Source organism: Ruegeria sp. AK4 (assembly GCF_056541025.1).
The window spans coordinates 243,297-265,847 of record NZ_JBQFXS010000003.1; the positions used below are offsets into that span (position 1 = coordinate 243,297).

General features: G+C 64.0%; 18 protein-coding genes. 12 read left to right on the forward strand and 6 right to left on the reverse strand.

Annotated elements, in window-relative coordinates:
- Nucleotides 1-38: 38 nt before the first annotated feature.
- The 3 genes from pbpC to ACR0EZ_RS07605 are packed head-to-tail and all read right to left on the reverse strand — an operon-like array spanning nucleotide 39 to nucleotide 8,054.
- Nucleotides 39-2,075, reverse strand: a complete 2,037-nt coding sequence (pbpC, locus tag ACR0EZ_RS07595; RefSeq protein WP_480612047.1) for a penicillin-binding protein 1C — start codon at nucleotides 2,073-2,075, stop codon at nucleotides 39-41.
- Complete coding sequence (locus ACR0EZ_RS07600) at nucleotides 2,068-2,631, reverse strand: putative glycolipid-binding domain-containing protein (protein WP_480612048.1); 564 nt, start codon at nucleotides 2,629-2,631, stop codon at nucleotides 2,068-2,070. Before ACR0EZ_RS07600 ends, pbpC begins: the two co-directional genes overlap by 8 nt.
- Nucleotides 2,628-8,054 (reverse strand): alpha-2-macroglobulin family protein, encoded by a 5,427-nt coding sequence (locus ACR0EZ_RS07605; protein WP_480612049.1) that lies wholly within the window; start codon nucleotides 8,052-8,054, stop codon nucleotides 2,628-2,630. Before ACR0EZ_RS07605 ends, ACR0EZ_RS07600 begins: the two co-directional genes overlap by 4 nt.
- Nucleotides 8,055-8,171: 117 nt before the next feature.
- On the opposite strand from ACR0EZ_RS07605, the gene ACR0EZ_RS07610 reads away from it, so the two are divergent.
- Nucleotides 8,172-10,385: a response regulator gene (locus ACR0EZ_RS07610; protein ID WP_480612050.1), complete on the forward strand. Its 2,214-nt coding sequence runs from the start codon at nucleotides 8,172-8,174 to the stop codon at nucleotides 10,383-10,385.
- Nucleotides 10,386-10,813: 428 nt separating this feature from the next.
- Entirely contained in the window at nucleotides 10,814-10,948 is a 135-nt protein-coding gene (locus tag ACR0EZ_RS07615; protein ID WP_480612051.1) for a hypothetical protein, read from the forward strand.
- Here the strand turns inward: ACR0EZ_RS07615 and yaaA are convergent.
- From yaaA to ACR0EZ_RS07630, 3 genes are all read right to left on the reverse strand, one after another.
- Nucleotides 10,939-11,709, reverse strand: coding sequence for a peroxide stress protein YaaA (gene yaaA / locus ACR0EZ_RS07620; protein WP_480612052.1), 771 nt, complete (start codon nucleotides 11,707-11,709; stop codon nucleotides 10,939-10,941). The genes ACR0EZ_RS07615 and yaaA overlap by 10 nt on opposite strands.
- Before the next feature lie 33 nt (nucleotides 11,710-11,742).
- Complete coding sequence (gene recQ / locus ACR0EZ_RS07625; RefSeq protein WP_480612053.1) at nucleotides 11,743-13,782, reverse strand: DNA helicase RecQ; 2,040 nt, start codon at nucleotides 13,780-13,782, stop codon at nucleotides 11,743-11,745.
- 78 nt (nucleotides 13,783-13,860) lie between these two features.
- A complete protein-coding gene (locus ACR0EZ_RS07630) occupies nucleotides 13,861-14,148 on the reverse strand; it encodes a YggT family protein (protein ID WP_480612054.1) in 288 nt (95 codons plus the stop codon).
- A 129-nt stretch (nucleotides 14,149-14,277) separates the two neighbouring features.
- On the opposite strand from ACR0EZ_RS07630, the gene ACR0EZ_RS07635 reads away from it, so the two are divergent.
- The 10 genes from ACR0EZ_RS07635 (at nucleotide 14,278) to smpB (ending at nucleotide 22,491) form a co-directional block, all read left to right on the forward strand.
- Nucleotides 14,278-15,645, forward strand: a complete 1,368-nt coding sequence (locus ACR0EZ_RS07635) for an MFS transporter (protein ID WP_480612055.1) — start codon at nucleotides 14,278-14,280, stop codon at nucleotides 15,643-15,645.
- On the forward strand, nucleotides 15,642-16,505 hold the full coding sequence (gene mepA / locus ACR0EZ_RS07640) for a penicillin-insensitive murein endopeptidase (protein WP_480612056.1): 864 nt from the start codon (nucleotides 15,642-15,644) through the stop codon (nucleotides 16,503-16,505). Before ACR0EZ_RS07635 ends, mepA begins: the two co-directional genes overlap by 4 nt.
- Complete coding sequence (locus ACR0EZ_RS07645; protein WP_480612057.1) at nucleotides 16,478-17,362, forward strand: esterase-like activity of phytase family protein; 885 nt, start codon at nucleotides 16,478-16,480, stop codon at nucleotides 17,360-17,362. The genes mepA and ACR0EZ_RS07645 overlap by 28 nt, the downstream gene beginning before the upstream one ends.
- Before the next feature lie 91 nt (nucleotides 17,363-17,453).
- Nucleotides 17,454-18,101, forward strand: coding sequence for a queuosine precursor transporter (locus tag ACR0EZ_RS07650; RefSeq protein WP_480612058.1), 648 nt, complete (start codon nucleotides 17,454-17,456; stop codon nucleotides 18,099-18,101).
- Nucleotides 18,102-18,364: 263 nt separating this feature from the next.
- A complete protein-coding gene (gene arfB, locus ACR0EZ_RS07655; RefSeq protein WP_480612059.1) occupies nucleotides 18,365-18,784 on the forward strand; it encodes an alternative ribosome rescue aminoacyl-tRNA hydrolase ArfB in 420 nt (139 codons plus the stop codon).
- A gap of 60 nt (nucleotides 18,785-18,844) precedes the next feature.
- A complete protein-coding gene (locus tag ACR0EZ_RS07660; RefSeq protein ID WP_480612060.1) occupies nucleotides 18,845-19,591 on the forward strand; it encodes an SDR family oxidoreductase in 747 nt (248 codons plus the stop codon).
- An 82-nt stretch (nucleotides 19,592-19,673) separates the two neighbouring features.
- Nucleotides 19,674-20,690 (forward strand): P1 family peptidase, encoded by a 1,017-nt coding sequence (locus ACR0EZ_RS07665; protein WP_480612061.1) that lies wholly within the window; start codon nucleotides 19,674-19,676, stop codon nucleotides 20,688-20,690.
- Nucleotides 20,691-20,804: 114 nt separating this feature from the next.
- Nucleotides 20,805-21,218, forward strand: a complete 414-nt coding sequence (locus ACR0EZ_RS07670; protein WP_480612062.1) for a c-type cytochrome — start codon at nucleotides 20,805-20,807, stop codon at nucleotides 21,216-21,218.
- 200 nt (nucleotides 21,219-21,418) lie between these two features.
- Nucleotides 21,419-21,961 carry an isopentenyl-diphosphate Delta-isomerase gene (gene idi / locus ACR0EZ_RS07675; RefSeq protein WP_480612063.1) on the forward strand — a complete coding sequence of 181 codons (543 nt, stop codon included), beginning with the start codon at nucleotides 21,419-21,421 and terminating at the stop codon, nucleotides 21,959-21,961.
- Nucleotides 21,962-22,008: 47 nt separating this feature from the next.
- Complete coding sequence (gene smpB / locus ACR0EZ_RS07680; RefSeq protein WP_480612064.1) at nucleotides 22,009-22,491, forward strand: SsrA-binding protein SmpB; 483 nt, start codon at nucleotides 22,009-22,011, stop codon at nucleotides 22,489-22,491.
- Nucleotides 22,492-22,551 lie beyond the last annotated feature (60 nt).

Consider the following 22,551-nt stretch of genomic DNA (forward strand, 5'->3'; position numbering starts at 1 on the left):
CATTTCGATAGAATGGCTCAGATAAAACGCAAAACGCCCTAGTCGATCCGCACCGAGACGCGATCCGACCGGCCCTGCGCATCGACCACCACCAGCGCGGCAAATCCGGAGCCGGGATTGGGAATTTCGAACTCGCGCCGGCGCTGGCCGGTCAGAACCGGAACCCCGTCGGCCAGAACCGAAAACGGCCCGACACCACCGCGCAGTTTGACGGTCAGGGGCGCGCCATTTGTCTCTAACACAGCGCGATCCGGGGGAAACAGCAGGTCAGGGGCCGCCGGGTCGGCCTCAAACGCGGCATCACGCGGGCGGAAGCGTTGCAATGGCTGCGGCAATTGCGCCGCGCCCACGATCAGGGTCGCGGGCGGCGGGGGCGGCAGCGGGTCCAGCGGGGGTTTCAGATGTCCGAAGGCCTCAAACAGCAAGGGCGCGGCAAGATCGCCTCCAAACGCGCCCGGAACCGGGGTCCCATCGGCGCGGCCCAGCCAGACACCGATCACGTGCCGCCCGTCAAAGCCAATGGCCCAGGCATCCCGGTGCCCGTAAGAGGTGCCGGTCTTATAGGCCAAGCCGCTGGTCGGCGCGCCGGGCGGCGGCGACAGGCCGGCAAGGATATCCCCGACCTGCCAGGCAGAGGTCTCGGACAGGATGCGCTTGGTTGTCACGGCGTCCGCCAGCATGTCAGAGTGCAGCGTCGGGCTTTGCCCACCTGCCGCCAGAGCCGCGTAAAGCTGGACCAGATCGTGCAGGCTCAGGCCCACACCGCCCAGCGATACAGCCAGCCCCGGCGCGCCGCCGCTCAGGCGCGGGTCGGTCCCGGCATCCCGCAGCGCTGCCATCACCCGCGCTGGGCCCAACTCATGAGTCAGCCGCACGACGGGGATGTTCAGCGACATCTGCAGCGCCTCGCGCACCCGTACATCACCTCGGAAAACGCCATCGAAGTTGCGCGGCGCGTAGCGGCCAAACATCATCGGGCTGTCGCTGATCAGCGTCTCGGGATGGGCCAGCCCCTGATCGAAGGCCAGCCCGTAAACCAACGGCTTCAACGTCGATCCCGGCGAGCGCAGCGCCCGGGTCATATCGACGAACCCCAGCCGTGCGTCCTGATAGCCTGCCGACCCGACCGAGGCCAGAATCTCTCCGCTTTGGTGATCCGCCACCAACAGCGCGCCCGAGACATGGGGGCCAGCGCGCGATGCCGCTTGGGAAACCAACGGTTCAAGCCGGGCCTGCAGGTCTGCGTTCAGGGTCAGATCGTGTGTGCTGGCCTCGGGGTGTTGGCGTCGCGCGCGCTCGGTCAGATGCGGGGCAAGGCGGGGAAAGGGGTTCATCTGCGCGGGCATCGCTTCGGTCAGTGCGCTGCGCGTTTCGGACGCCGACAGAACCCCGTAGCGCTGCATCCGGCCCAGTACGCGATCCCGCGCCTTGCGCGCAGTGTCAGGGTTGCGGTCGGGCCGCCGCGCCTCGGGCGATTGCGGCAAGGCAATCAGCAGCGCAGCCTGCGCCGGGGTCAGACGCGCGGGGTCCTTGCCGAACCACGCGCGGGTTCCGGCGCGGATGCCTTCGAGATTGCCGCCATAGGGCGCATGGGTCAGATAGAGGTTCAGAATCTGCTGCTTGGTCAGCCGCTGCTCCAAGGCCAATGCGACCCGGATCTGGCGGATTTTGCCACTCCACCGCCCGGTTGACCCGTCCTCGATCAGCCGCGCGACCTGCATGGTCAGGGTCGATCCGCCAGAGACAACACGCCCGTTCCAAAGCGATTGCCCGGCGGCGCGCAGCATCGCAACCGGATCGACGCCCGCATGGGTCAGGAATCTCTTATCCTCATACCGGATCAGCATATCGGTGAAGGTCGGATCGACCGCGCCGGATCGCATCCGCCAGATCCCGTCCGCAACCGGGAAAACGCTCAGCAGGCTTCCGTTGCGGTCGCGCATTTCGACCGATGTCTCGGCCAGAACCGGGGGCAGGACGGTCGCATCCACCCACTCCTCGGCCCGGTCCCGCGCAAATCCGGTCAGGTAGAGCAGCCCCGCAAGGGTCAGCAGCCAGCGTGCGGGTCTAGGCATCGACCCATCCCTCCCACAGATCCGGGTAGTGGGTGACAAAGCCCGAGGGGTGAACGGTCAGTTCGGTCTTGTGGTTTGCCGATGCATACAGAACTGTTTCGTCGCTCAGCCGCGTGTAGACCTGATCAAGCTGTGCCACCGACCCGAGATCCGGCTTCAGCCAGGCCGCCTTGACCGGAGCGGCCCCCCCTTCTGTAAGGGCAAGCCGTCGCAGCGGCAGCAGATTGGTCGCGGGGGTAAAGCTGAGGTCAAGGTCGGTGCATTCGGGACCGCAGGCCTGTGGCGCGTCGTTCAGAACCCAGCCGTCATCGCTGCGCAGCAGCCGCAGAGCGACCTCGCGCCCGTCCACCTCTCCGCCGATATCGGCCGACAGGCTCTGCCAGTCCGGGGCACAGCGCACGTCATAGGTCAGGACGCTATCGACGCCTGCGTCATGCCAGATCGCCTGTCCGACCAGCATCCAGCCGTGATCCAGCCGCGACAGGGTGCAGCGGTCGGTGCCTTCCCGGTCCAGACGCCGCCAATGGGCGGTGGCTATGGCGGTTCTGCCAGTCATCTGACCACAACGCGGCCTGTGTCGGTGCGGGCGCGGTTCTGCGGGCGGTACATGTCCTCGACCGATGCGGCCGGGTGGTGGAACTCTCCGGGCGTGACTGCGCGGGCCACATAGGCCAGCGTCACGGTGCGGCGGTCGGTCAGGTCGATTGCGGCCAGAAACCGGTCCGAGCGGAACTCGGTATGTGTGGCCTCCGACAGGTCGAGCCAGTCGAGCGACCGCACATCGCCCGAGCGCAGCAGGCTGGGGTTGTCGATCTCGATCCCCGCCGCCAGCGGGTCGTCCACCATCAGCCGCGCGCCGCCAGTCTCGAACGGCGTGACCGTCAGAACCGTCACGAACCGGTCGCCGACGGTGAAAGCGGACGGGTCAAGCGGTTCGCCTTCCATCGAGTAATAGGCGCGCTGGATCGCGTATCCGGTGCCACCCGCCGGCGGCGCGGTTTGTGGGATGCCGGTGACAGTCAGGGTGATGTCCGTGGGGCTTCCACTTGCGGCGGTGATGTTCAGTTCCTCCGCATCTGCGCCGTCCAGAACCTGCACAAAGGGGCCATTTACCGGCGCGCCATTGACCATCAGGCCCGACCCTGCGGGGTCCGAGACCAGCGCATGCGCTGCCAGCAGGGACCACGCGGCCTCCTGCGTGGACAGATGCGCGCCGTTTGCGGCAACGCGCTGGACCAGAGCGTCGCGATCCACCGCCTCGCTTCCGGCATCCACGGCTAGGGTCAGCAGCCCGGCGGCATCGCGAAGGTTTGTACCGTAATCGGCGCGCCAATAGGTCTGGGCCTGATCGGGCTGCCGGGCCAGCATTTGAGCGGCGCGGGCGAACATGCCATCGGCGCGCCTCTGATCGCCATAAGATGCCAGCGCCGCACCGAGTTGGGCGGCGGCGAGGGGCGTGTCGAAGGCGTCGCCCTTCACATCCGCATAATAGCGCAGATCGCCCATGGCGGCTGCCCCCTCGCGCGCCAAAACCATCAGCGCATAGGCGATGTCCTGCCCGCCCTTGTCGAAATCGGGCGCATAGTTGATGCGGTTGCGCAGGTTGTCCATCGCCTGCGCAAAAGCGCGATCCGGGACGGCATGCCCCTGCGCCCGTGCGCGTGACAGGAAGTCGGTCACATAGGCGTCCAGCCAGAAATCACCGCTGCCCGCGCGCCACAGGCCGAATGCTCCGTTCGAGGCTTGCCGCGACAGGATGCTGCGGATCGAGGTGCCGATGCGCTGATCCATCTCCGGTCCGTCGCCCAGCCCCGTGGCCTGAGCCACCGAAGACAGGTATAAAAGTGGCAGCGCCTGGCTGGTGATCTGCTCGGTGCAGCCATAGGGGTAGCGATCCAGCCGGTCCAGCAGGCCGGGCGTGTCAAACTTTGCCAGCGGTCCGGCAGACAGGATTGCTTTGGCCGAGCCGGGGCGGAACCCGTCAAAGACATCCTGCGAGAACAGGAAACTGTCGCCGGAACCCAGCGAAAACCGCCGGGTTAGGGCCACAACCGGGTCATTCTCGCGCACCGGCATCCGCAGGGTTTGTGTCAGGTCGCGCCCGTCCGGCGTGGTGATGGAGACGCCGATTTCGGGATCGCCGACCGCAATGGCGCGGATCGGGATGTCGAACACGGCCTTACCGCCTTCTTCCAGGGCAAAGCTGTTGGGGACCTCCCCCAACTCCAGCCCGCGTGACGAGACCAGCCCTAGCGCCATCTCTCCGGCGGCGCCATCGGCATGGACAATTTCCAGCAGCATGCGGCTTTGATCGCCCGGGGCCAGAAAGCGCGGCAGGCTGGCGGTGACGACCACCGGATCGCGGACGATCATCTCGGCCTCGGCCTGCCCCACCGCCGCCCGTGACCACGCCACCGCCATCAGGCGCACGGTGCCGTTGAAGGCGGGCAGGGGGATATCGACCTCGGCCTCTCCGTTTGCGTCAACCTGCACGGGGCCGCTGAACACGGCCATCAGGTCCTGTGTCGGCGGCGGAGATTGCCGCCGCAGCCCGTTATCGGCGTCGCCGCCGGAGCGGACCGTGCCCATCGCGCCATTCATGCCGTCGATCAGGCGGCCATAGACATCGCGCAGGTCGACGCCCAGCCGTCGCTGGCCGAAGTAATGCGTCTGCGGATCAGGGCTTTCAAATCCGGTCAGGTTCAGGATACCCACGTCCACGGCGGCCAGTGTCAACCAGACCGGGTCGCCTTCACCTGCGTTTTCGACCCTGATACGGGCTTTTTGCGTCTGGCGCGGGGATGTGACGGCTGGGACGTCAATCGTCACATCCAGCTTGCGCCCCACCGGATCAACCGCGGCATGGGCCACGCCCAGGGCCCGCGCGGGGTTCTGCCCGGCAGACACATCCATGGGCCGGATCACCGTCGCAGTGACATAGGCCCCGGTGCCCCAATCCTGTGTGACCTCGATGGGGATCACGGTTTCGCCTTCGGGCACCTCGATCATCTGGCGCTGGATCAGGCGGTTCGACAGAACCTCGATCTGCGCCACCCCCGCCATACGCGGGACGATGCGCAACTGCGCCGTGTCGCCTGCACGGTAGCTGTCGCGGTCCAGCGACAGCTCCAACCGGTCCGGCGTGGTCGAAGTATCACCGCCCTGATACCAGCCCGCGTAGAAATCCACCGCCGTTTCGGCATAGGCGCCACCCACGCTTTGCACCACCAGCTCATACCGGCCCCAATCGACCGGTTGGGTCAGTGTCAGCGGGTCGGCGGTGAAATCGACCTCACCCGTGGCGATGCGCGTGCGGCGCGTGGTGGGTTCCCAGTTCCAGTTGCCGTACAGCTGATACCACTGATAGCGCGTCTCGACCCGGTTCAGGGTCCAGCGCAGGCGCATCGGGCTGGGGGTCAGATCAGGCGACAGGCCGACGATCTGGAACGCGGCCTCGGTGCCTTCGGGGATCACATCGTCGAACAGGCGTTTGACGCCGATCACCGGTTGCGAGGGCTGGACAGGGGCGACCAACCTGCGCTCCACCGGGCGGCCCGATCCGTCGGCCAGACGGGCGATCACGGTGGCCTCAACGGGTCTGCCTTCGGTCTCTAACAAAGGAATTTTTACCGCAACCGTGGCCTGACCGGCGGCATCCGTGCGGGCATCGCCGAAATAGGTGCTCTTGGTCTGAATATCCGCGTCATAACGACCGAAATGGTAGCCCTCGAATCCCGGAACGCTGTCGGATGCACGGGCGATCATCTGCCCGTCGATGCTCAGGTCCGCGCCCGGCGCGCCAAACAGATACCGCGCGTCGATCCGCAGGGGCGGGCTGTCGCCGGGGCGAAGGGGCGCGTCGGGCAGGGACAGGGTGAAATCAATGCGTTCCGGCAGGAAGTCTTCGACCAGCACCGTTTGCCGGGCCAGAGCATCGCCCTTGGGATCGGATTTGACCTCTATCTTCCAGGCCCCGCGCGGCACGTCGGCTGCGACAGGCAGGGCAAATACATGCCCCCCGGCAACGCCGCCATCCGAGACGAAGCGGCGGTATTCCACCCCATCGGGGCGATACAGAATCGCGGTCAGCGGCAGGCCGTCGATGGCCTGCGCCTCGGCATCGCGGGACAGGGCGGTCAGGTGGATCACCTCACCGGCGCGATAAGCGCCCCGGTCTGTGGTCAGGAACACATCGACGGGGCCCGCAGGCGCGCGCCCCTCGACCCCGCGATCGGACAGGTCAAAGGCCGGGTCGGTCAGGGACAGGAAGCTGAAGTCCCGATCGCCGTCGGCGGCCATCACCAGCGCCGGCGCACTGGCCCCGGTGCCGCGGGTCAGGCCGGTTTCGAACCTTGCATAGCCGGTGGCATCGGTCAGTGATGTGGCGATCACCGCGTTGGCCTTGGACACCAGAGAAACCTCGATCCCCGCGCGCGGCAGGGCGTCGTGCAACCCGCGCACCGTCACATGCAGGCCGTCGGTTCCAAGCGCCGTGCTGACGCCCAGATCGGTCAGCACGAACCATTGGGTCGCGCCGGGATCGTCATAGGGATCGGCCCCCGGAACCCGCGCGGTCAGCGCATAGATACCGGCGGGCTGGTCCGTGATCGCCTCGGCCATCGGCAGGCGGGCGGTCATGGTCTGGTTCAGCCGGGTTGGAACCTCGGCGGTGCCGGTCCAGATATCCTCGGCAATCTCGTCCGAAAACTCCCGCTCTTGCCACTGGCTGAGCGGGCGGCCAAAGAAATCCTGTTGCACCGCGCGCAGCAGGTTGCGGTCACTGACGCGCCGCAGGGTCAGGTCCAGTTCCGACAGGTTCACGGTCTCGACCGGCAGGGCAGCGTCGGCGGATTTGGGCAGCACATAGCTGCGCCCCGGAAACCGGACTGAGGGCGCGCGGTCGCGCACGTAATGGGTTAGGTCCACATTGCGGTTCAGCACCTCGCCCGAGGCCGCAGGCAGGCCCGCGCGCAGGGTCAGCCGGTACCGCTCGCCATGCGCCACACCATCGACGCACAGGCCCGAGCCGTCGACCTGCACGATCAGCCCCTCAGCACTGCGCTGCACGAAGGGGTCGTAATCGACCCCGGCCTTGACCAGAGGTTCCGAGAAGGTGACGCAGATGCGCGGGGCCTCGGCATTGCTTTCCACCGTGCTGTCCAGCACCCGAAAACCGTATTTCCCGATGGCATCGTTCAGCGCGGCCAGCACATCCTCGCGCGGTTGCAACTGTTCGGCCAGCCGCAGAACCGGGATCATATCCCGGCCACGCTCAACCTGTTCCAGCGCTTCTGCAAGGGTCATCAGCGCCGCGACCTGCGCGCCTTGCGTGTCGGACCGCAGATACCCGTTGATCGCCGCATTCAGCGCGCGGCCGCGCAGGGCGCGTTTTTCGTTCCAATCCGACGGATTCATCGCCAGCAGCAGCCGTGCATATTCGACCCACAAATCCGGCGCATCGCTGAGCGACACGGCAACGCCTGTCCACTGCATCGCCTGCGTCACGTTGCCTGCACTACGGGCTGCATCCAGAACGGTTTCCAGATCATACCCGCCTGCAGGATGGAAAAAGCCAAGGTCACGCGCTTGTTTTTCGGCCTGACTCAGGTCGGCGGCCCGCAGGATATCCAGCGCATCTGCCTGCGTTTTTCCCAATGTTAGGGTCGATTCAGGCGTCAAGGCTTTGCGGGCAGACAGCGCGCCCTCATATGCCTCCTGACGGTTCACCCCGCTTTTGGGAAAACACGCATTGGACCGGGAATTGTAGGTGAAGGCGGTGCAAAGGTCATTGGCCGAGCAGGCCTGAATGCAGGATTTCAGGTCCGTATCGAACAGCGCATCCAGATCCGAGCCGTAAAAATCCGCATCCCGCGTGGCGATATAGCGAAACTCGGGCACTGCGTTTTGCGCCCAGACGACTGCGGGAAGAATAAGATGCAGAAAAACGTAAGTAATTGAAATCAGGGCAAAGCGGTGCATTGCGGCCTCCTCTTTGCACTCAGCCTTGCATGGCGCGCGCCGGTTGCGCAACGGCTTAAACACTTTTTCACGCTCTGCCGCGATGGTGGCCGCAGGCTGATCCGGAATCGCGAAAAAATGAGTCTTGCAAACAAATTGGCACAGGAACGACGCGCGCGGCTGGCGGCTGAGCGGTTGCGGCATCTGAAACAGGCGGAACTGTCCGCCGCCAACCGCAAGCTGGGCCGCCACGCCATCGCTCTGACCAAACGCATCGGTGAAACCCAGGCCGAGGTTGAAACCGTCCGGGATGAGAACGAAAAGGTCAAATCCGATCTGACCGAAGCCAATGCCAAGATCGAACTGGCCGAGCGGCGGCTGTGGCACTCGATCCAGACCATTCAGGACGGGTTCGCATTCTTTGATGGCAGCAGCCAGCTTATCAGCGCCAACGCGGCCTATCTGAGCGTGTTCGAAGGACTGGATGAGGTCGCGTCGGGGATTTCCTACCCCCGCATTCTGGACCTGCTGACGACCGAGGGGATCGTCGATATCGGCCCGGAACCGGCGGCGGACTGGCGGGCCAGAATGCTCGACCGCTGGGCGCGCCCGAACCCACCGCCGGTGGTGATCCAATTGTGGAACGGTCACTATATCCGGCTGATCGACCAGCGCGGCAACAGCGGCGATGTGGTCAGCCTTGCGCTCAACATCACCGCCTCGGTCCGGCATGAGGCCGAGCTGAAAGCCGCCCGCGAACGGGCCGAGGCCGCAAACCGGGCGAAATCGGCCTTTCTGGCCAATATGAGCCACGAGATACGGACCCCAATGAATGGCATTGTCGGGATGACCGAACTGCTGTCTGAGACGCCCATGGACGAAGATCAGCGGCTTTACGTGAACACGATCCGCAACTCGGGCGAGGCGCTGCTGGTCATCATCAACGACGTTCTGGATTACTCCAAGATCGAGGCGGACAAGCTGATCCTGCACCCCGAACAGTTCGATCTTGAACGCTGTATCCTTGAGGTCGCGATGCTGATGCAGCCCAGCGTGCGCGAAAAGGGGCTGAACCTGCTGGTGGATTACGACCTGTTCATGCCGACGCTGTTCATGGGCGACCCCGGGCGCATCCGGCAGATTCTGACCAATCTCATGGGCAATGCGGTCAAGTTCACCGCCAGGGGCCACGTTCTGGTGCGGGTCACGGGCGTGCCGCATGCCGACCGGCAAAGCTGTGACATTCATGTGGCGATCGAAGACACCGGCATCGGGATCGAGGCCGACAAGGTCGCGGATATTTTTGGCGAGTTCAATCAGGTCGAGGATGAGCGGAACCGCCGCTTTGAGGGCACCGGGCTGGGTCTGGCCATCACCAAACGCCTCATCACCCTGATGGGCGGCACGGTCTGGGTCGAAAGCGAACCGCGTCAGGGCTCGTGTTTCGGGTTCCGGGTGTCGCTGCCGATTGCCGAAGGGGCCCAGCCCGCACCGCCGGATCTGGCCGGGCATCTGAGCCATGTCATGATTGTCGAGGATATGGTGGTGAACCGCGCCATCCTGACCAAGCAACTGGGCCGCCTTGGCGTCCGGGTCACGGTCTGCACATCGGGCCGGGACGCGCTGTCGCAGATGAGCGCCTCTGTCGATCTGCTGCTCTGCGATCACGATCTGCCGGACATGGATGCGCTGGAACTGGCAACCCTTCTCAGGGATCGGGGGTGGGCGGACCTGCCGGTGGTGGTGATGTCGGCCAATCCGGCTCTGATCCATGCAAACCCGGCCCGCCAGTTGATCGAAGGCGTGCTGCAAAAGCCGATCCCACGGGCCGAGCTTTATGCAAAACTGAAAACGTTCAAGAGCCCTGCAAGGCAGCCGGGGGGGCAGGACGATCCCGGCACGCCCTCTGAACCGCCGGGCGCACCCCCCACAGGCCAACGCCTGACGCGGGTGCTGGCCGCCGAGGACAACCGGACCAATCAGTTGATCCTGAAGAAGATGGTCAAGGACCTGTCCATCGAGTTGCGCTTTGCCGATAACGGGATCGAAGCGGTCGAGGCTTATCGGGACTTCGACCCGGATCTGATCTTCATGGATATCTCGATGCCCGGCATGGACGGCAAACAGGCCACCGCCGAAATCCGGCGGCAAGAGGTCGAGACCGGGCGGCACGTGCCGATTGTGGCGCTGACCGCCCATGCGCAGGCCGGTGACGATCAGGGCGTGTTGGCCGCCGGGCTGGATCACTATATGACGAAGCCGCTGCACAAGAACCTGATCCATCAGATGATCCGGCAGCATATGCCCAAGGAGGCCAGCCCGTTGACTGCAGAGCCTGAACAGGCGGATTGAGGCGTATTGCGTTTGTCTGAGGCAGTTCTATCGAAATGCACGGTCGGCCAATGGGAGAGACGTCGTATTTCGACTCAGATCAAGCCCAAAGCGTTTTGGGTTGAGCGGAGGTCAAACATCCGCGAATTCCGCCCTCGCGCGCCTTGGGCGAGAGTGCCATCCGCTGTGCTGATATGCGGGTGATGGGTGCGTTCCACGAACGCGTCACCGGACTTGAGCGTCTGCACCGGGATCACGACGTGGCAATGCCACATTGCCGAAGGGTTTGGCGTGTACATGCAGGGTCTGGCCTTGTTCCATCCCAGCGCAAGGCCGTGCCCCGGTCTGCATCCGACCAGCGAAACGCAGCCTGTGACCGGTAAGGGTCGTATCAGCCTTAAAACGCCCCGCCCTGCCAGTTGCGGAACAGGGGAAAGTGGCGCGCTGGTATGACGGCATCGGACAACCCTACAGGGTTAAGACCCGGTGGCGGGATTGGCCAGCGCCGGATACTAACCTCGGACCAAAAAGGCAAAACGGCCACGCAGGCCCCCTGCGACCCGTCGCTGTCGGATCAGGCCTGATAGGGGCGCACGAAAACCGGTTTGTCCTCATCCGACAGGTCGGGGCGGTATGCGTACCCGCCGGTGTCGAAATCCAGCAGGCCTTTCGGGTCGCTCAGGCGATGCTGGATGATATACCGCGCCATCGCGCCCCGTGCCTTTTTGGCGAAGAAGCTGACGATTTTGGGCGTGCCCGCCTTGTCCTCCATAAACACCGGCGTGATCACCCGCAGGTTCAGCGCTTTCAGATCGACCGCGCCGAAATATTCCTGACTGGCGCAGTTGATCAGCACATCGCTGCCAATCTCGCCGGCCTGCGCGTTCAGGGCTTTGCTCAGCTGATCGCGCCAATATTCGTACAGGTTCTTGCCGCGCCGGGTTTTCAGCCTGCTGCCCATCTCAAGCCGGTAGGGCTGAATCGCGTCCAGCGGGCGCAGCACCCCGTAAAGGCCGGACAGGATGCGCAGGTGGTCCTGCGCCCAGGCCAGCTCCTCGGCATCCAGCGAGGCCGCTTCCAGACCCTGATACGTGTCGCCTGCAAAGGCCAGCGCGGCGGGGCGGGTGACGTCCGTGCCCGGCGCATCGGAAAACGCGCGATAGCGGTCGCGGTTCAGGCGGGCCAGATCATCGCTCAGGTCCATCAGCTTTTTCAGATCGCCCAGTGTCAGGTTGCGGGCGGTTTTCGACAGCCGGATCGCGTCGTTCTGAAAATCGGGTTGCGTGATCGCAACGTCGCGTTCGGCCCAGTCCAGCCGTTTGGCCGGGGAAATCACTGTCAGCATATCCGCCCTCGTTCCTTGCCTGTTGGCTGCTACCTAGCCCGCCTGCCGCAGCACGTCCAGAAAGGCGGCCCCGAACCTTTCGTGGCGGCGGTCGCCCAGCACCTGCTCCATCCCGCGCGGATCATCGCTGCGCAGCTGCGCCACCTTCGCCAGTTGCGAGGCGGTGCAGGTCAGCGGTTTGTCGATGCCGTCGGGCCCGCGCGCCAGATCGTTCTGAACGGCCAGCAACTGGTCATAGATCTCGCCCTGTTCCCGGCCCGCCAGCTTGCGGCGAGCGGGGTGGACCGCTTCGGCCTCTCCGGCGATCACTTCCAAGAAGGTGTCGCCATAGCGTTCCAGCTTTTTCGCGCCCACGCCGCCGATCCGGGCCATGTCGTCCAGGGTCATCGGGCGGGTCTCGGCCATTTCGATCAGGGTGCGGTCGGGGAAGATGACATAGGCCGGAACCCGCTGGGATTCCGCCAGCGCGCGGCGCTTGGCCTTGAGCGCCGACAGCAGCGGCGCGTCTTCCTCGGATACCATGGCCTTGACGGCGGGGCGGCGGGTGGCTTTGCGGATGGTATCCTTGCGCAGGTCGATCTGCGCCGCGCCTTTCAGGATCGGCTTGGCCGCCTCGGTCATGCGCAGCGCGCCGTGGCGGTCGGGGTCGGGGCGGACCAGATCGTGGCCCATCATCTGCCGGAAAATCGCCTGCCATTGCGGGCGCGACCAGTCTTTGCCGATGCCGTAGGTCGGCAGGTTGTCATGGCGGCGGGCGCGGATTTTGTCGGTCTCATTGCCCAGCAGGATGTCGATCAGATGGCCCGCGCCGAACCATTCCTCGGTGCGCAGGATGGCGGACAGGGCCATGCGGACCGGGGTGGTGCCGTCGAACACTTCCGGAGGCGTGTCGCACAGATCGCATTTGCCGCAGGGCGCGGCCTGTTCACCGAAATAGCCCAACAAGGTCTGGCGGCGGCAGACCAACGCCTCGGCCAGACCCAGCAGTGCGTTCAGCCGCGCGTGATCGGCCATGCGGCGTTCCGGCGGGGCGAGCCCTTCGTCGATCTGGGACCGCCGCAGGCGGATATCGTCGGGGCCGAACAGGGTCAGTGTTTCCGCAGGGCCGCCATCGCGCCCGGCGCGGCCGATTTCCTGATAGTACCCTTCGATGGATTTGGGCAGGTCCGCATGGGCGACCCAGCGGATGTCGGGCTTGTCGATACCCATGCCGAAGGCCACGGTGGCGACGACGATCAACCCGTCCTCGCGGGCGAAGCGGGTCTCGACGATGCGGCGGTCTTCGGGGTCCATGCCGCCGTGATAGTGGCAGGCCGAGTGCCCTTCGGCGCGCAGGGCTTGCGCCAGCACCTCGGTCTTGTTGCGGGTGCCGCAATAGACGATGCCGGATTGCCCTTTTCGGGCAGAGGCGAAGTCGAGGATCTGCTTGCGCGGTCCGTCCTTGGCACCAAAGGCCAGATGGATATTGGGCCGGTCGAACCCGCGCAGGAATTTGCGCGGCGCGGTGCCGTCGAACAGTTTCTCGACAATCTCGTCTTGCGTTTCTGCATCCGCCGTGGCGGTGAAGGCAGCCAGCGGCACGCCCAAGGCGCGGCGCAGCTCTCCGATCCGCAGGTAGTCGGGGCGGAAATCGTGACCCCATTGGCTGACGCAATGGGCCTCATCGACTGCAATTAGGCTGACATTGATCCGGCGCAGCATACCCAAGGCCGACCCCGCGGCCAGACGTTCGGGGGCCATGTAGAGCAGCTTCAGGCGTCCGGCCTCCAGCGCCTCCCACACAGCGTCGGTTTCCTCGGGCGTGTTGCCCGAGGTCAACGCCCCGGCTTCAACGCCCGCTTCCTGCAATCCGCGCACCTGATCGCGCATAAGGGCAATCAGCGGCGAGATTACCACCGTCACCCCGTCGCGTAAAAGGGCAGGCAGCTGGAAACACAAGGATTTTCCGCCCCCGGTGGGCATGATCGCCAGCACGTTTTCGCCCGAGGTCACGGCATCGACAATCTCTTCCTGCCCGGGGCGGAAGGCGTCGAATCCAAAGACGTCTCGCAACAAGGGTGCGGAGTCGAACATGCGTCGGGAGGCCCTGTATTAAGGTTTATCTGCTCTTAAGACAGGACAATCACATACTAAGATTCGGTGAACAAGAGGTCAGACGAAATAGACCGCATTGTTGATCAGGATGATCCGCAGCGCGTAAACCGCAATCAGAACGACCAGAGGCGTCAGATCCAGCCCGCCCATATTCGGCAGGATACGGCGGATCGGGCCATAGATAGGCTCTAACAAGCGGTTCAGCCCGTACCAGATTTGCGCCACCAGTTGCTGATGCAGGTTCAGCACCTGAAAGTTGATCAGCCAGCTCATGATCACATGGGCAAGGATGATGAACCAGACAATGTCCAGGATCAGCAGCAGGATTTGGATCAGCGACAGCATGGGCCCTCCGGTCTTCAATTGCCCTGAGACCTAAGCGCCCCCGCGTCAAAGAGCAAGTGCGCGCCAACAGAACGCTTGCGAATTGCCCCAAAGCCCCGTCTTATGAAATCAACGATAACAGGGGCAGTCATGGCTGAGATTTCCAGGCGCAGGCGCATTTGGGGCTGGTGGTTTTTTGACTGGGCATCGCAGCCCTATCACTCATTGCTGGTGACATTTGTGTTCGGGCCCTACTTTGCCGGGGTTGCGGCGGGGTATTTCGCAGGCACCGGTCTGGATGCGCAGGCGGCGGCAGCGCGGGCGCAGACGGTCTGGGCCAACTGCCTGACCATAACCGGATTGATCATCGCGTTCGGGGCCCCCTTTCTGGGCGCGATGGCGGATGTCTCGGGGCGGCGTATCCCGTGGATTTTCGCGTTTTCGGTGATGTACGCGGTGGGCTCGGCCGCGCTGTGGTACACGATGCCGGACGGGTCGAATATGTGGCTGATGCTGTCGGCCTTTGGTTTGGGCTTTGTGGGGGCCGAATACGCGCTGATCTTCATCAACTCGCAACTGCCCGAACTGGGCGATGACGATGAGGTGGGTGAGATTTCGGGTTCGGGCTTTGCCTTTGGCTATTTCGGCGGGCTGATCTCATTGGCGATCATGTTGACGCTGTTTGTCGAACAGCCCAACGGCAAGACCCTGATCGGGATTGATCCGGCCTTTGGGCTGGACGCGGCGCAGCAGCAGGGCACGCGGTTCGTCGGGCCGTTTACCGCCATTTGGTTCATCCTGTTCATGGTGCCGTACTTCCTGTGGGTGCGGGATGATCCGGACAGCGGCAAGCAGGGATCGCTGGGTCAGGCGCTGCGGCTGTTGGGCAAATCCATCTCCGACCTGCGCCACCGGGTCAGTCTGGCGACCTATCTGGGCTCGTCCATGTTCTACCGCGATGCGCTGAACGGGCTTTACAGCTTCGGTGGCATCTATGCGCGGCTGGTGCTGGAATGGGGGCTGATCAAGATCGGCGTCTTTGGCATTGTCAGCGTTCTGGCCTCGGCCCTCTTTGCCTGGATCGGAGGCAAGGCGGACAAGAAATACGGCCCTAAACCGGTGATTCTGGTGGCGATCTGGGTGCTGATCTTTGTCTGCCTGACCGTTGTGTCGATGGACCGGACGCAGATTTTCGGCATCTCGCTGCCCGCAGGATCGGGCCTGCCGGACATCGTGTTCTTTGGCTGCGGCATCCTGATCGGGGGCATGGGTGGCATCCTGCAATCGGCCAGCCGGTCGCTGATGGTGCGCCATACCGATCCCGACGCGCCGGTGGAAAGCTTTGGCCTTTATGGCCTGTCGGGCCGCGCCACCGCCTTTGCCGCGCCGCTGCTGATCGGGATTGCCACAACCGTGACCGGAGACGCGCGTCTGGGGGTGTCACCGATCATCGGGTTGTTTATTCTGGGCCTAATCCTGATGCGCTGGGTGAGGCCGGAAGGGGATCAGAGCAGATGATTTTATTACGTTTTCTGGCCGTTCTGGCCGCAATGACACTGGCCGGGGCGGCGGGTGCGCAACCCTTGGCCAAGCAATTGTTCGGGGCGCAAAAGGTCAACTCGCAGCAAAAACCGGCCGCTTTCGGCAGTTATTCGCGCGGTTGCGCCGCCGGGTCGGTGCAGTTGCCGGAAACGGGGCCGACATGGCAGGCCATGCGCCTGTCACGCAACCGCAACTGGGGGCATCCGCAGGCGATCGACTATGTACAGGACCTGAGTAAGTTTGCGGCGAAACAGCCGGGGTGGAACGGGCTTTATGTCGGGGATATCAGCCAGCCGCGGGGCGGGCCGATGACCTCGGGCCATCGCTCGCATCAGCTGGGTCTGGATATCGATATCTGGATGCTGCCCGGCGACAACATGCGGCTGAGCCGCAAGGCGCGCGAGAATATCTCGTCCATCTCCCTGCGCCGCGCGGGCGGGGCTTATGTGAACGGCAACTGGACCAAACAGCATCATGCGGTGCTGCGCGAGGCCGCAAAGGACAAGCGCGTGGCGCGGATCTTTGTCTTTCCCGGCGCCAAAGTTCAGATGTGCAACGATGAAAAGGGCAACAAGGCCTATCTGCGCAAAATCAGGCCGTGGTGGGGGCATCACTATCATTTCCACGTGCGCCTGAAATGCCCGCGCGGCTCGCGCGGCTGCGTCAATCAGGACCCGCCGCCCAAGGGCGATGGCTGCGCCGAGGCGCAGCAATGGGTGCAGAATATCCTGAACCCGCCGCCCCCCGACCCGAACGCCCCGCCGCCCAAGAAACGCCGGGAATACCGGCTGGCCGATCTGCCCCAGCAATGCGCCGCTGTTTTGCAGTCCAACTGATTGCGGCTTTGCTGCTGGCCCTGCCTGTGCAGGCGGTTGAGGTCAAAACCGCAACCCTGCTGGACAGTTTTACGTGGCACCACAGCGCCGATTGGTTCGGAGGGTTCTCGGCGCTGCATCTCTCAGCGGACGGGCGCGACGCGATGGTGCTGAGCGACCGCGCCCTGTTGGCCTCGGCGCAGATCGAACGGGACGGGGACCGGATCACGGGCCTTCGGATTTCAGAACATTGGCCGGTTCTGTCCAGCACCGGGCGCAGACTGCCGGGCTATGTCGGCGATTCCGAGGGGATCGCGATTGCGCCGGATGGCGGCTTCTACATCTCGTTCGAAGGGGTCCACCGCGTGGCCTATTACGCGGCACCGGGCAGCACGGCCCGCGTTCTGCCACGCCCTGCGGCGTTTGACCGGCTGGATGGCAATGGTTCGTTCGAGGGGCTGGCCATCGACGACCAGGCCCGTCTTTACACCCTGACCGAAAAAAGCCGCACCGAACAGGGCGACATCCCGGTGTACCGCTGGGACGGGCGGGTGTGGACCACGCCTTTTGTTCTGCCGCAGCGGGGCAAGTTCCTGCCCGTATCCGCCGATTTCGGCCCGGACGGGCGGTTTTATGTGTTGGAACGCGCGGTGTCCGTGCCCGGCTTCCGGTCGCGCCTGCGGCGCTGGACCCTCACCGACGACCAACCCAGTGCCGAGGAGGTTCTGTTTGAAACCGCCACCGGCACCCATGACAACCTCGAAGGGCTGTCGGTCTGGCGCGACGATCAGGGCCGGCTGCGCGCCACGATGATCTCGGACGATAACTTTCTGTCCCTGCAGCGCACCGAACTGGTCGAATATCTGCTGCCCGATTGACAGGGCCCCTGCAAAGGTCTAAACGCACGGCCTGCCTTGGGATGAGCCCTTGGCCAAGTCGCCGCTACCTTGTCAAAACGGGCATCAAAACATGCAACGCGCTTACATTCCCGGCATCCTTGCCATGGCCGCCATCGTCGTGGCCTCGAACATTCTGGTCCAGTTCCTGATCTTTGACGGGCTGTTGACCTGGGGTGCCTTCACCTATCCGCTGGCCTTTCTGGTCACCGACATCATGAACCGCGTCTACGGCGTGGCCACTGCCCGCAAGGTCGTTTTCGCAGGCTTCATCACCGGCATCATCTGCTCGTTGATCGGCAGCCAGATCATGCTGCAGGGCGATGGCTTCACCTATGCCGCCGTGCCGCTGCGGATTGCCGTGGCTTCGGGTACCGCCTTCCTGATCGCGCAACTGACCGACGTGACCGTGTTCAATTCGCTGCGCGGCGGCCGCTGGTGGCGCGCGCCGCTGGTGTCGACCCTTGTGGGCTCGGCGCTGGACACCGCGCTGTTCTTCACCATCGCCTTTTCCGCCTCGGTCACATTCTTTGGGGCCAATGCCGACGCCGCGATCAACTGGGCGTGGGAACCGGTGCCCTTCATGCTGTCCGGCCCGATGGCCCCGCTGTGGGTGACGCTGGCCTTTGCCGACTGGCTGGTGAAACTGTCGCTGGCGCTGATCGCCCTGATCCCGTTCAAGGTGATTGTCGCCCGCCTGACCGCCGCACAGCCCGCGTAAGAAAACGCTTTGAGATTGGCACAACTTGTGTCACTCTCAAAGGTAACCGCAACAGCTAGAAAAGGAGGTGATCCAGTGTCGAGAAAGAGATTGGAGAGAGGTGTCGGAACAACCGGGGGGATCGCCTGCTAGGGCAGCCCTTGGCGGAGCGTTCGCTCCGGCTGGTCGATTGATCTAACCGACCCGACCTCCTGAACTTTCGAAGGGCCGTCCCGCCGGGGCGGCCCTTTCTGTTTCCGCGCGTGGCAGGTAAGGTCCGCCTCATGTTGCGCATCACCGACGATATCATCCTGCAGGACTGGGAAGTGACCGAGAGCTTTGTACGCTCCTCCGGTCCCGGCGGGCAGAACGTGAACAAGGTTTCGACCGCTGTGGAACTGCGGTTCGAGGCTGCGCGCTCGCCCTCTTTGCCCGATCCGGTCAAATCGCGGCTGAAACGGCTGGCCGGTCGCCGCTGGACCAAGGATGGCGCGATCATCATCCAGTGCGAGGAAACCCGCAGCCAGGCCCGCAATCGCGAGATTGCCCGCACCCGTCTGGCCGACCTGATCACCCGCGCGCTGGTCAAACCGAAACGCCGGATCGCCACCAAGCCCACCTATGGCTCGGTGAAACGGCGGCTGGCGGCAAAGAAAGCGCGTTCCGACGTCAAAGCACTGCGCGGCAAGGTGTCGGAAGATTGAACTGGTATCTCGCCGGGGCATCGCTACTCTGCCGCGTACAGGCGACGGGGAGGTTAAGCCATGCGGCTTGAGGGAAAAACCGCAATCGTGACAGGCGGCGCGTCGGGGTTTGGCGCAGGCATCGCGCAGCGATTCGTGGCCGAGGGCGCGCAGGTGATCATCGCCGATATCAACGGCACCGCGGCGCAGGACATGGCCGCCGCTTTGGGCGCGCAGGCCAGCCCGCAGCAGGTCGATGTGTCCGATAGCGCATCCGTGCAGACCCTGGCCGATGCCGCCCGCGACCGGTTCGGCGCGCTTGATATTCTGGTCAACAACGCAGGCATCACCCACCTGCCGACCCCGCTGGAAGAGGTCAGCGAAGACGACTTCGACCGCGTGTTCGGCGTGAACATGAAATCGGTCTATCTGACGGCACGCGCCTTCGTGCCTGCGATGAAACAGCGCGGTGCCGGAGCAATCCTGAACGTGGCCTCAACCGCTGGCCTGTCGCCGCGCCCGAACCTGAACTGGTACAATGCCTCCAAAGGCTGGATGATTACCGCGACGAAAACGATGGCGGTGGAACTCGCCCCCTCGGGCGTCCGCGTCAACGCGATCTGCCCGGTGGCGGGCGAAACGCCCCTGCTCAAATCCTTCATGGGCGAAGACACGCCCGAGATTCGCGCCAAATTCCTGTCGACCATCCCGCTGGGCCGCTTCTCGACCCCCGAAGACATGGCCAACGCCGCCCTGTTCCTGTGCTCGGACGAGGCCAGCATGATCACCGGCGCGGCGCTTGAAGTGGACGGAGGCCGATGCATCTGACCCGTCCCTTCATCTTTTCACAAATACTCTCGCCGAAGGCAGCGCGCGCCCGCGCGCTTCCCCGCCCACAGTAAAGATCAAAATGACCCCTGGACCCCGCAACCTGATCACCGATATCCCCGGCCTGAAGGTCGGCAACGCGCAGGACGCCGCGCTGAAATCGGGCACAACTGTCCTGACAGCGGATCAGCCCTTCACCGCTTCGGTTCACGTGATGGGCGGCGCGCCCGGAACACGGGAAACCGATTTGCTGGCCCCGGACAAATCCGTCTCACACGTGGATGCGATCACGCTCTCCGGGGGCTCGGCTTTCGGGCTGGACGCCTGTTCCGGGGTGTCGGACGCGCTCAGGGCGCAGGGCCGGGGCTATCCGGTTGGCGAAGTCAGAGTGCCGATTGTTCCTGGCGCGATCCTGTTCGACCTGCTGAACGGCGGCGACAAGAACTGGTCTGAAAACCCCTATCGTGCCCTGGGCCGGACCGGTTTTGAAAACGCAGCCCGGGATTTCGCTTTGGGATCGGTTGGCGCAGGAACCGGGGCGCTTGCGGCGATGCATAAGGGCGGGCTCGGTTCGGCCTCATTGGTGCTGGATGGCGGCATCACGGTCGGCGCGCTGGTGGCCGCCAATCCGCTGGGCAGTGTCACGACGCCCGGCGACCGGCATTTCTGGGCCGCACCTTTCGAGGTCGGCGATGAATTCGGCGGGCTGGGACCAGACCCTGCATCGGGCCTTGGCCGCGCCCCTGTCAGCCGCAAGGCGCAGCTTGTCGGACCGGCCAATGCCGAGCGTGGCAACACGACAATCGCCATCGTCGCCACCGATGCGCGTCTGACCAAAGCGCAGTGCCACCGCATGGCCGTCGCCGCCCATGACGGCATCGCCCGTTCGGTTGTCCCATCGCACACGCCCGGCGACGGCGATCTGGTGTTCGGGGTCAGTGCCGGACAGCGTGTACCCGACACAGATGCGCAGCTAGGCCTGATCGGGCATGCGGCTTCGCTGTGTCTGGCGCGGGCGATTGCGCGGGCGGTTTACATGGCGTCGCCTGCCCCGGGTGACCTTTTGCCCTGCTGGTCCGAATTACATGACATAAGTTAAGGCGCGGCGAAATTGCTGCCGCTACCAAGAGCCACCACGCGGCAATCCGCGCGTTGACTCTCTGCTGTCTCGGCGGTCCTGTCTTGGCAGCCAAACTGTATTGGAGCTATGACTATGAATCGCATCCTCGCTACTGCAATTGTCGGCCTGCTGGCCGTACCCGCTTATGCCGAAGGTGACGCAGAAGCTGGCAAGAAGACCTTCAACAAGTGCAAATCCTGCCACATGATCGCGGACCCCGCGGGTGAAGTGATTGTCAAAGGCGGCAAAACCGGCCCGAACCTGTATGGGATCGAAGGCCGCACGGCTGGTACGTTTGAAGGGTTCAAATACGGGGACAGCATCGTTGCGGCGGGTGAAAACGGGCTGGTCTGGGATGAAGAAACCTTTGTCGCCTATTCGCAGGACCCCAAAGCGTTTCTGAAAGACTATCTGGGCGAAACATCGGCCAAGTCGAAAATGACGTTCAAGCTGAAAAAAGGCGGCGAGGACGTGTACGCCTATATCCTCAGCGTATCCGGCGAATAACGCCTGACCCCAAGGACATGACCATCAAGGACGAAAGGCCGCAGCCCCTGCGGCCTTTCGTGCGGTTGATCTGATGCAGCATCGCGGCCACTTTGGGGTCGGCGGCGCAACAGATCATGCACCGCAACGCCAAGCCGATCCGGCCGCAGCACAATCCTACATTCCCGCCGGGCAGGCGGATCGGCAGCAGGAGACGAAAGATGGGAATCATGATCCCGGCCTGGGTGGACGGAGTACTGGCCCCCGTAGACAAGCTCGAGGCGCATGAGAGGGGCCTCAAGCACAAGGCGGTGTCGGTCTTTGTCGTGCGGGGCACCGAAATTCTGCTGCAGCGCCGGGCGCTGGGCAAATACCACACCCCCGGCCTTTGGGCGAATACCTGCTGCACCCATCCCGACTGGAACGAAAGCTCGTCCGCCTGCGCGGTGCGCCGCCTGCGCGAGGAGTTGGGGATCACCGGCCTATACCCCGAATACCGGCATCGGCTGGAATACCACGCGGATGTGGGCAACAGCATGGTCGAAAACGAAGTGGTCGACGTGTTTCTGGCCCATGTGCGCGGCCCGCTGAAAATCGAGCCTAATCCAAGCGAAGTGATGGATATCCGCTGGATCGATTACCACGATCTGCTGGCCGAGGTGGCGCGCCATCCCGACCGGTTCACGCCCTGGCTCAAGATCTATCTGCACAATCACGCCGATACGATTTTCGGCCCCGATCTGATCATCTCGGCCAAGACCTGAGCGCAAGCGCTTGCAAGGGCGGCTGAAGCGGCATAGATCAACGCGTCATGGCCAAGCAAAAGCAGAAAACAGACCCGAATTACAAAGTGATCGCCGAAAACCGGCGGGCGCGCTTCGATTACGCGATCGAGGACGATCTCGAATGCGGCATCGTGCTGGAAGGGTCCGAGGTCAAATCCCTGCGGGCGGGCGGCTCGAACATCGCCGAAAGCTACGCTTCGGTCGATGACGGAGAGCTGTGGCTGATCAACAGCTACATCGCGCCCTATGAACAGGCCAAGGTCTTCAAGCACGAGGAACGCCGCCGCCGCAAGCTGCTGGTGTCACGCAAGGAACTGTCGAACCTGTGGAACGCGACCCAGCGCAAGGGCATGACGCTGGTGCCGCTGGTGCTGTATTTCAACCACAAGGGCAGGGCGAAGCTGAAGATTGGCATCGCCAAGGGCAAAAAACTGCACGACAAGCGCGAAACGCAGGCCAAACGCGACTGGTCACGCCAGAAGCAGCGGCTGATGAAGGATCACAGCTAGGGCTGAATACATCGTTCACTTTTGCGGTGAGGCGTATGATGTTCGATTGCAGAACGTCCG

What these genes read in the sequence shown, in the direction of transcription:
- pbpC (WP_480612047.1), bottom strand. Translation starts at nt 2,075, where the DNA reads ATGCCTAGACCCGCACGCTGGCTGCTGACCCTTGCGGGGCTGCTCTAC.
- ACR0EZ_RS07600 (WP_480612048.1), bottom strand. Translation starts at nt 2,631, where the DNA reads ATGACTGGCAGAACCGCCATAGCCACCGCCCATTGGCGGCGTCTGGAC.
- ACR0EZ_RS07605 (WP_480612049.1), bottom strand. Translation starts at nt 8,054, where the DNA reads ATGCACCGCTTTGCCCTGATTTCAATTACTTACGTTTTTCTGCATCTT.
- ACR0EZ_RS07610 (WP_480612050.1), top strand. Translation starts at nt 8,172, where the DNA reads ATGAGTCTTGCAAACAAATTGGCACAGGAACGACGCGCGCGGCTGGCG.
- ACR0EZ_RS07615 (WP_480612051.1), top strand. Translation starts at nt 10,814, where the DNA reads ATGACGGCATCGGACAACCCTACAGGGTTAAGACCCGGTGGCGGGATT.
- yaaA (WP_480612052.1), bottom strand. Translation starts at nt 11,709, where the DNA reads ATGCTGACAGTGATTTCCCCGGCCAAACGGCTGGACTGGGCCGAACGC.
- recQ (WP_480612053.1), bottom strand. Translation starts at nt 13,782, where the DNA reads ATGTTCGACTCCGCACCCTTGTTGCGAGACGTCTTTGGATTCGACGCC.
- ACR0EZ_RS07630 (WP_480612054.1), bottom strand. Translation starts at nt 14,148, where the DNA reads ATGCTGTCGCTGATCCAAATCCTGCTGCTGATCCTGGACATTGTCTGG.
- ACR0EZ_RS07635 (WP_480612055.1), top strand. Translation starts at nt 14,278, where the DNA reads ATGGCTGAGATTTCCAGGCGCAGGCGCATTTGGGGCTGGTGGTTTTTT.
- mepA (WP_480612056.1), top strand. Translation starts at nt 15,642, where the DNA reads ATGATTTTATTACGTTTTCTGGCCGTTCTGGCCGCAATGACACTGGCC.
- ACR0EZ_RS07645 (WP_480612057.1), top strand. Translation starts at nt 16,478, where the DNA reads ATGCGCCGCTGTTTTGCAGTCCAACTGATTGCGGCTTTGCTGCTGGCC.
- ACR0EZ_RS07650 (WP_480612058.1), top strand. Translation starts at nt 17,454, where the DNA reads ATGCAACGCGCTTACATTCCCGGCATCCTTGCCATGGCCGCCATCGTC.
- arfB (WP_480612059.1), top strand. Translation starts at nt 18,365, where the DNA reads ATGTTGCGCATCACCGACGATATCATCCTGCAGGACTGGGAAGTGACC.
- ACR0EZ_RS07660 (WP_480612060.1), top strand. Translation starts at nt 18,845, where the DNA reads ATGCGGCTTGAGGGAAAAACCGCAATCGTGACAGGCGGCGCGTCGGGG.
- ACR0EZ_RS07665 (WP_480612061.1), top strand. Translation starts at nt 19,674, where the DNA reads ATGACCCCTGGACCCCGCAACCTGATCACCGATATCCCCGGCCTGAAG.
- ACR0EZ_RS07670 (WP_480612062.1), top strand. Translation starts at nt 20,805, where the DNA reads ATGAATCGCATCCTCGCTACTGCAATTGTCGGCCTGCTGGCCGTACCC.
- idi (WP_480612063.1), top strand. Translation starts at nt 21,419, where the DNA reads ATGGGAATCATGATCCCGGCCTGGGTGGACGGAGTACTGGCCCCCGTA.
- smpB (WP_480612064.1), top strand. Translation starts at nt 22,009, where the DNA reads ATGGCCAAGCAAAAGCAGAAAACAGACCCGAATTACAAAGTGATCGCC.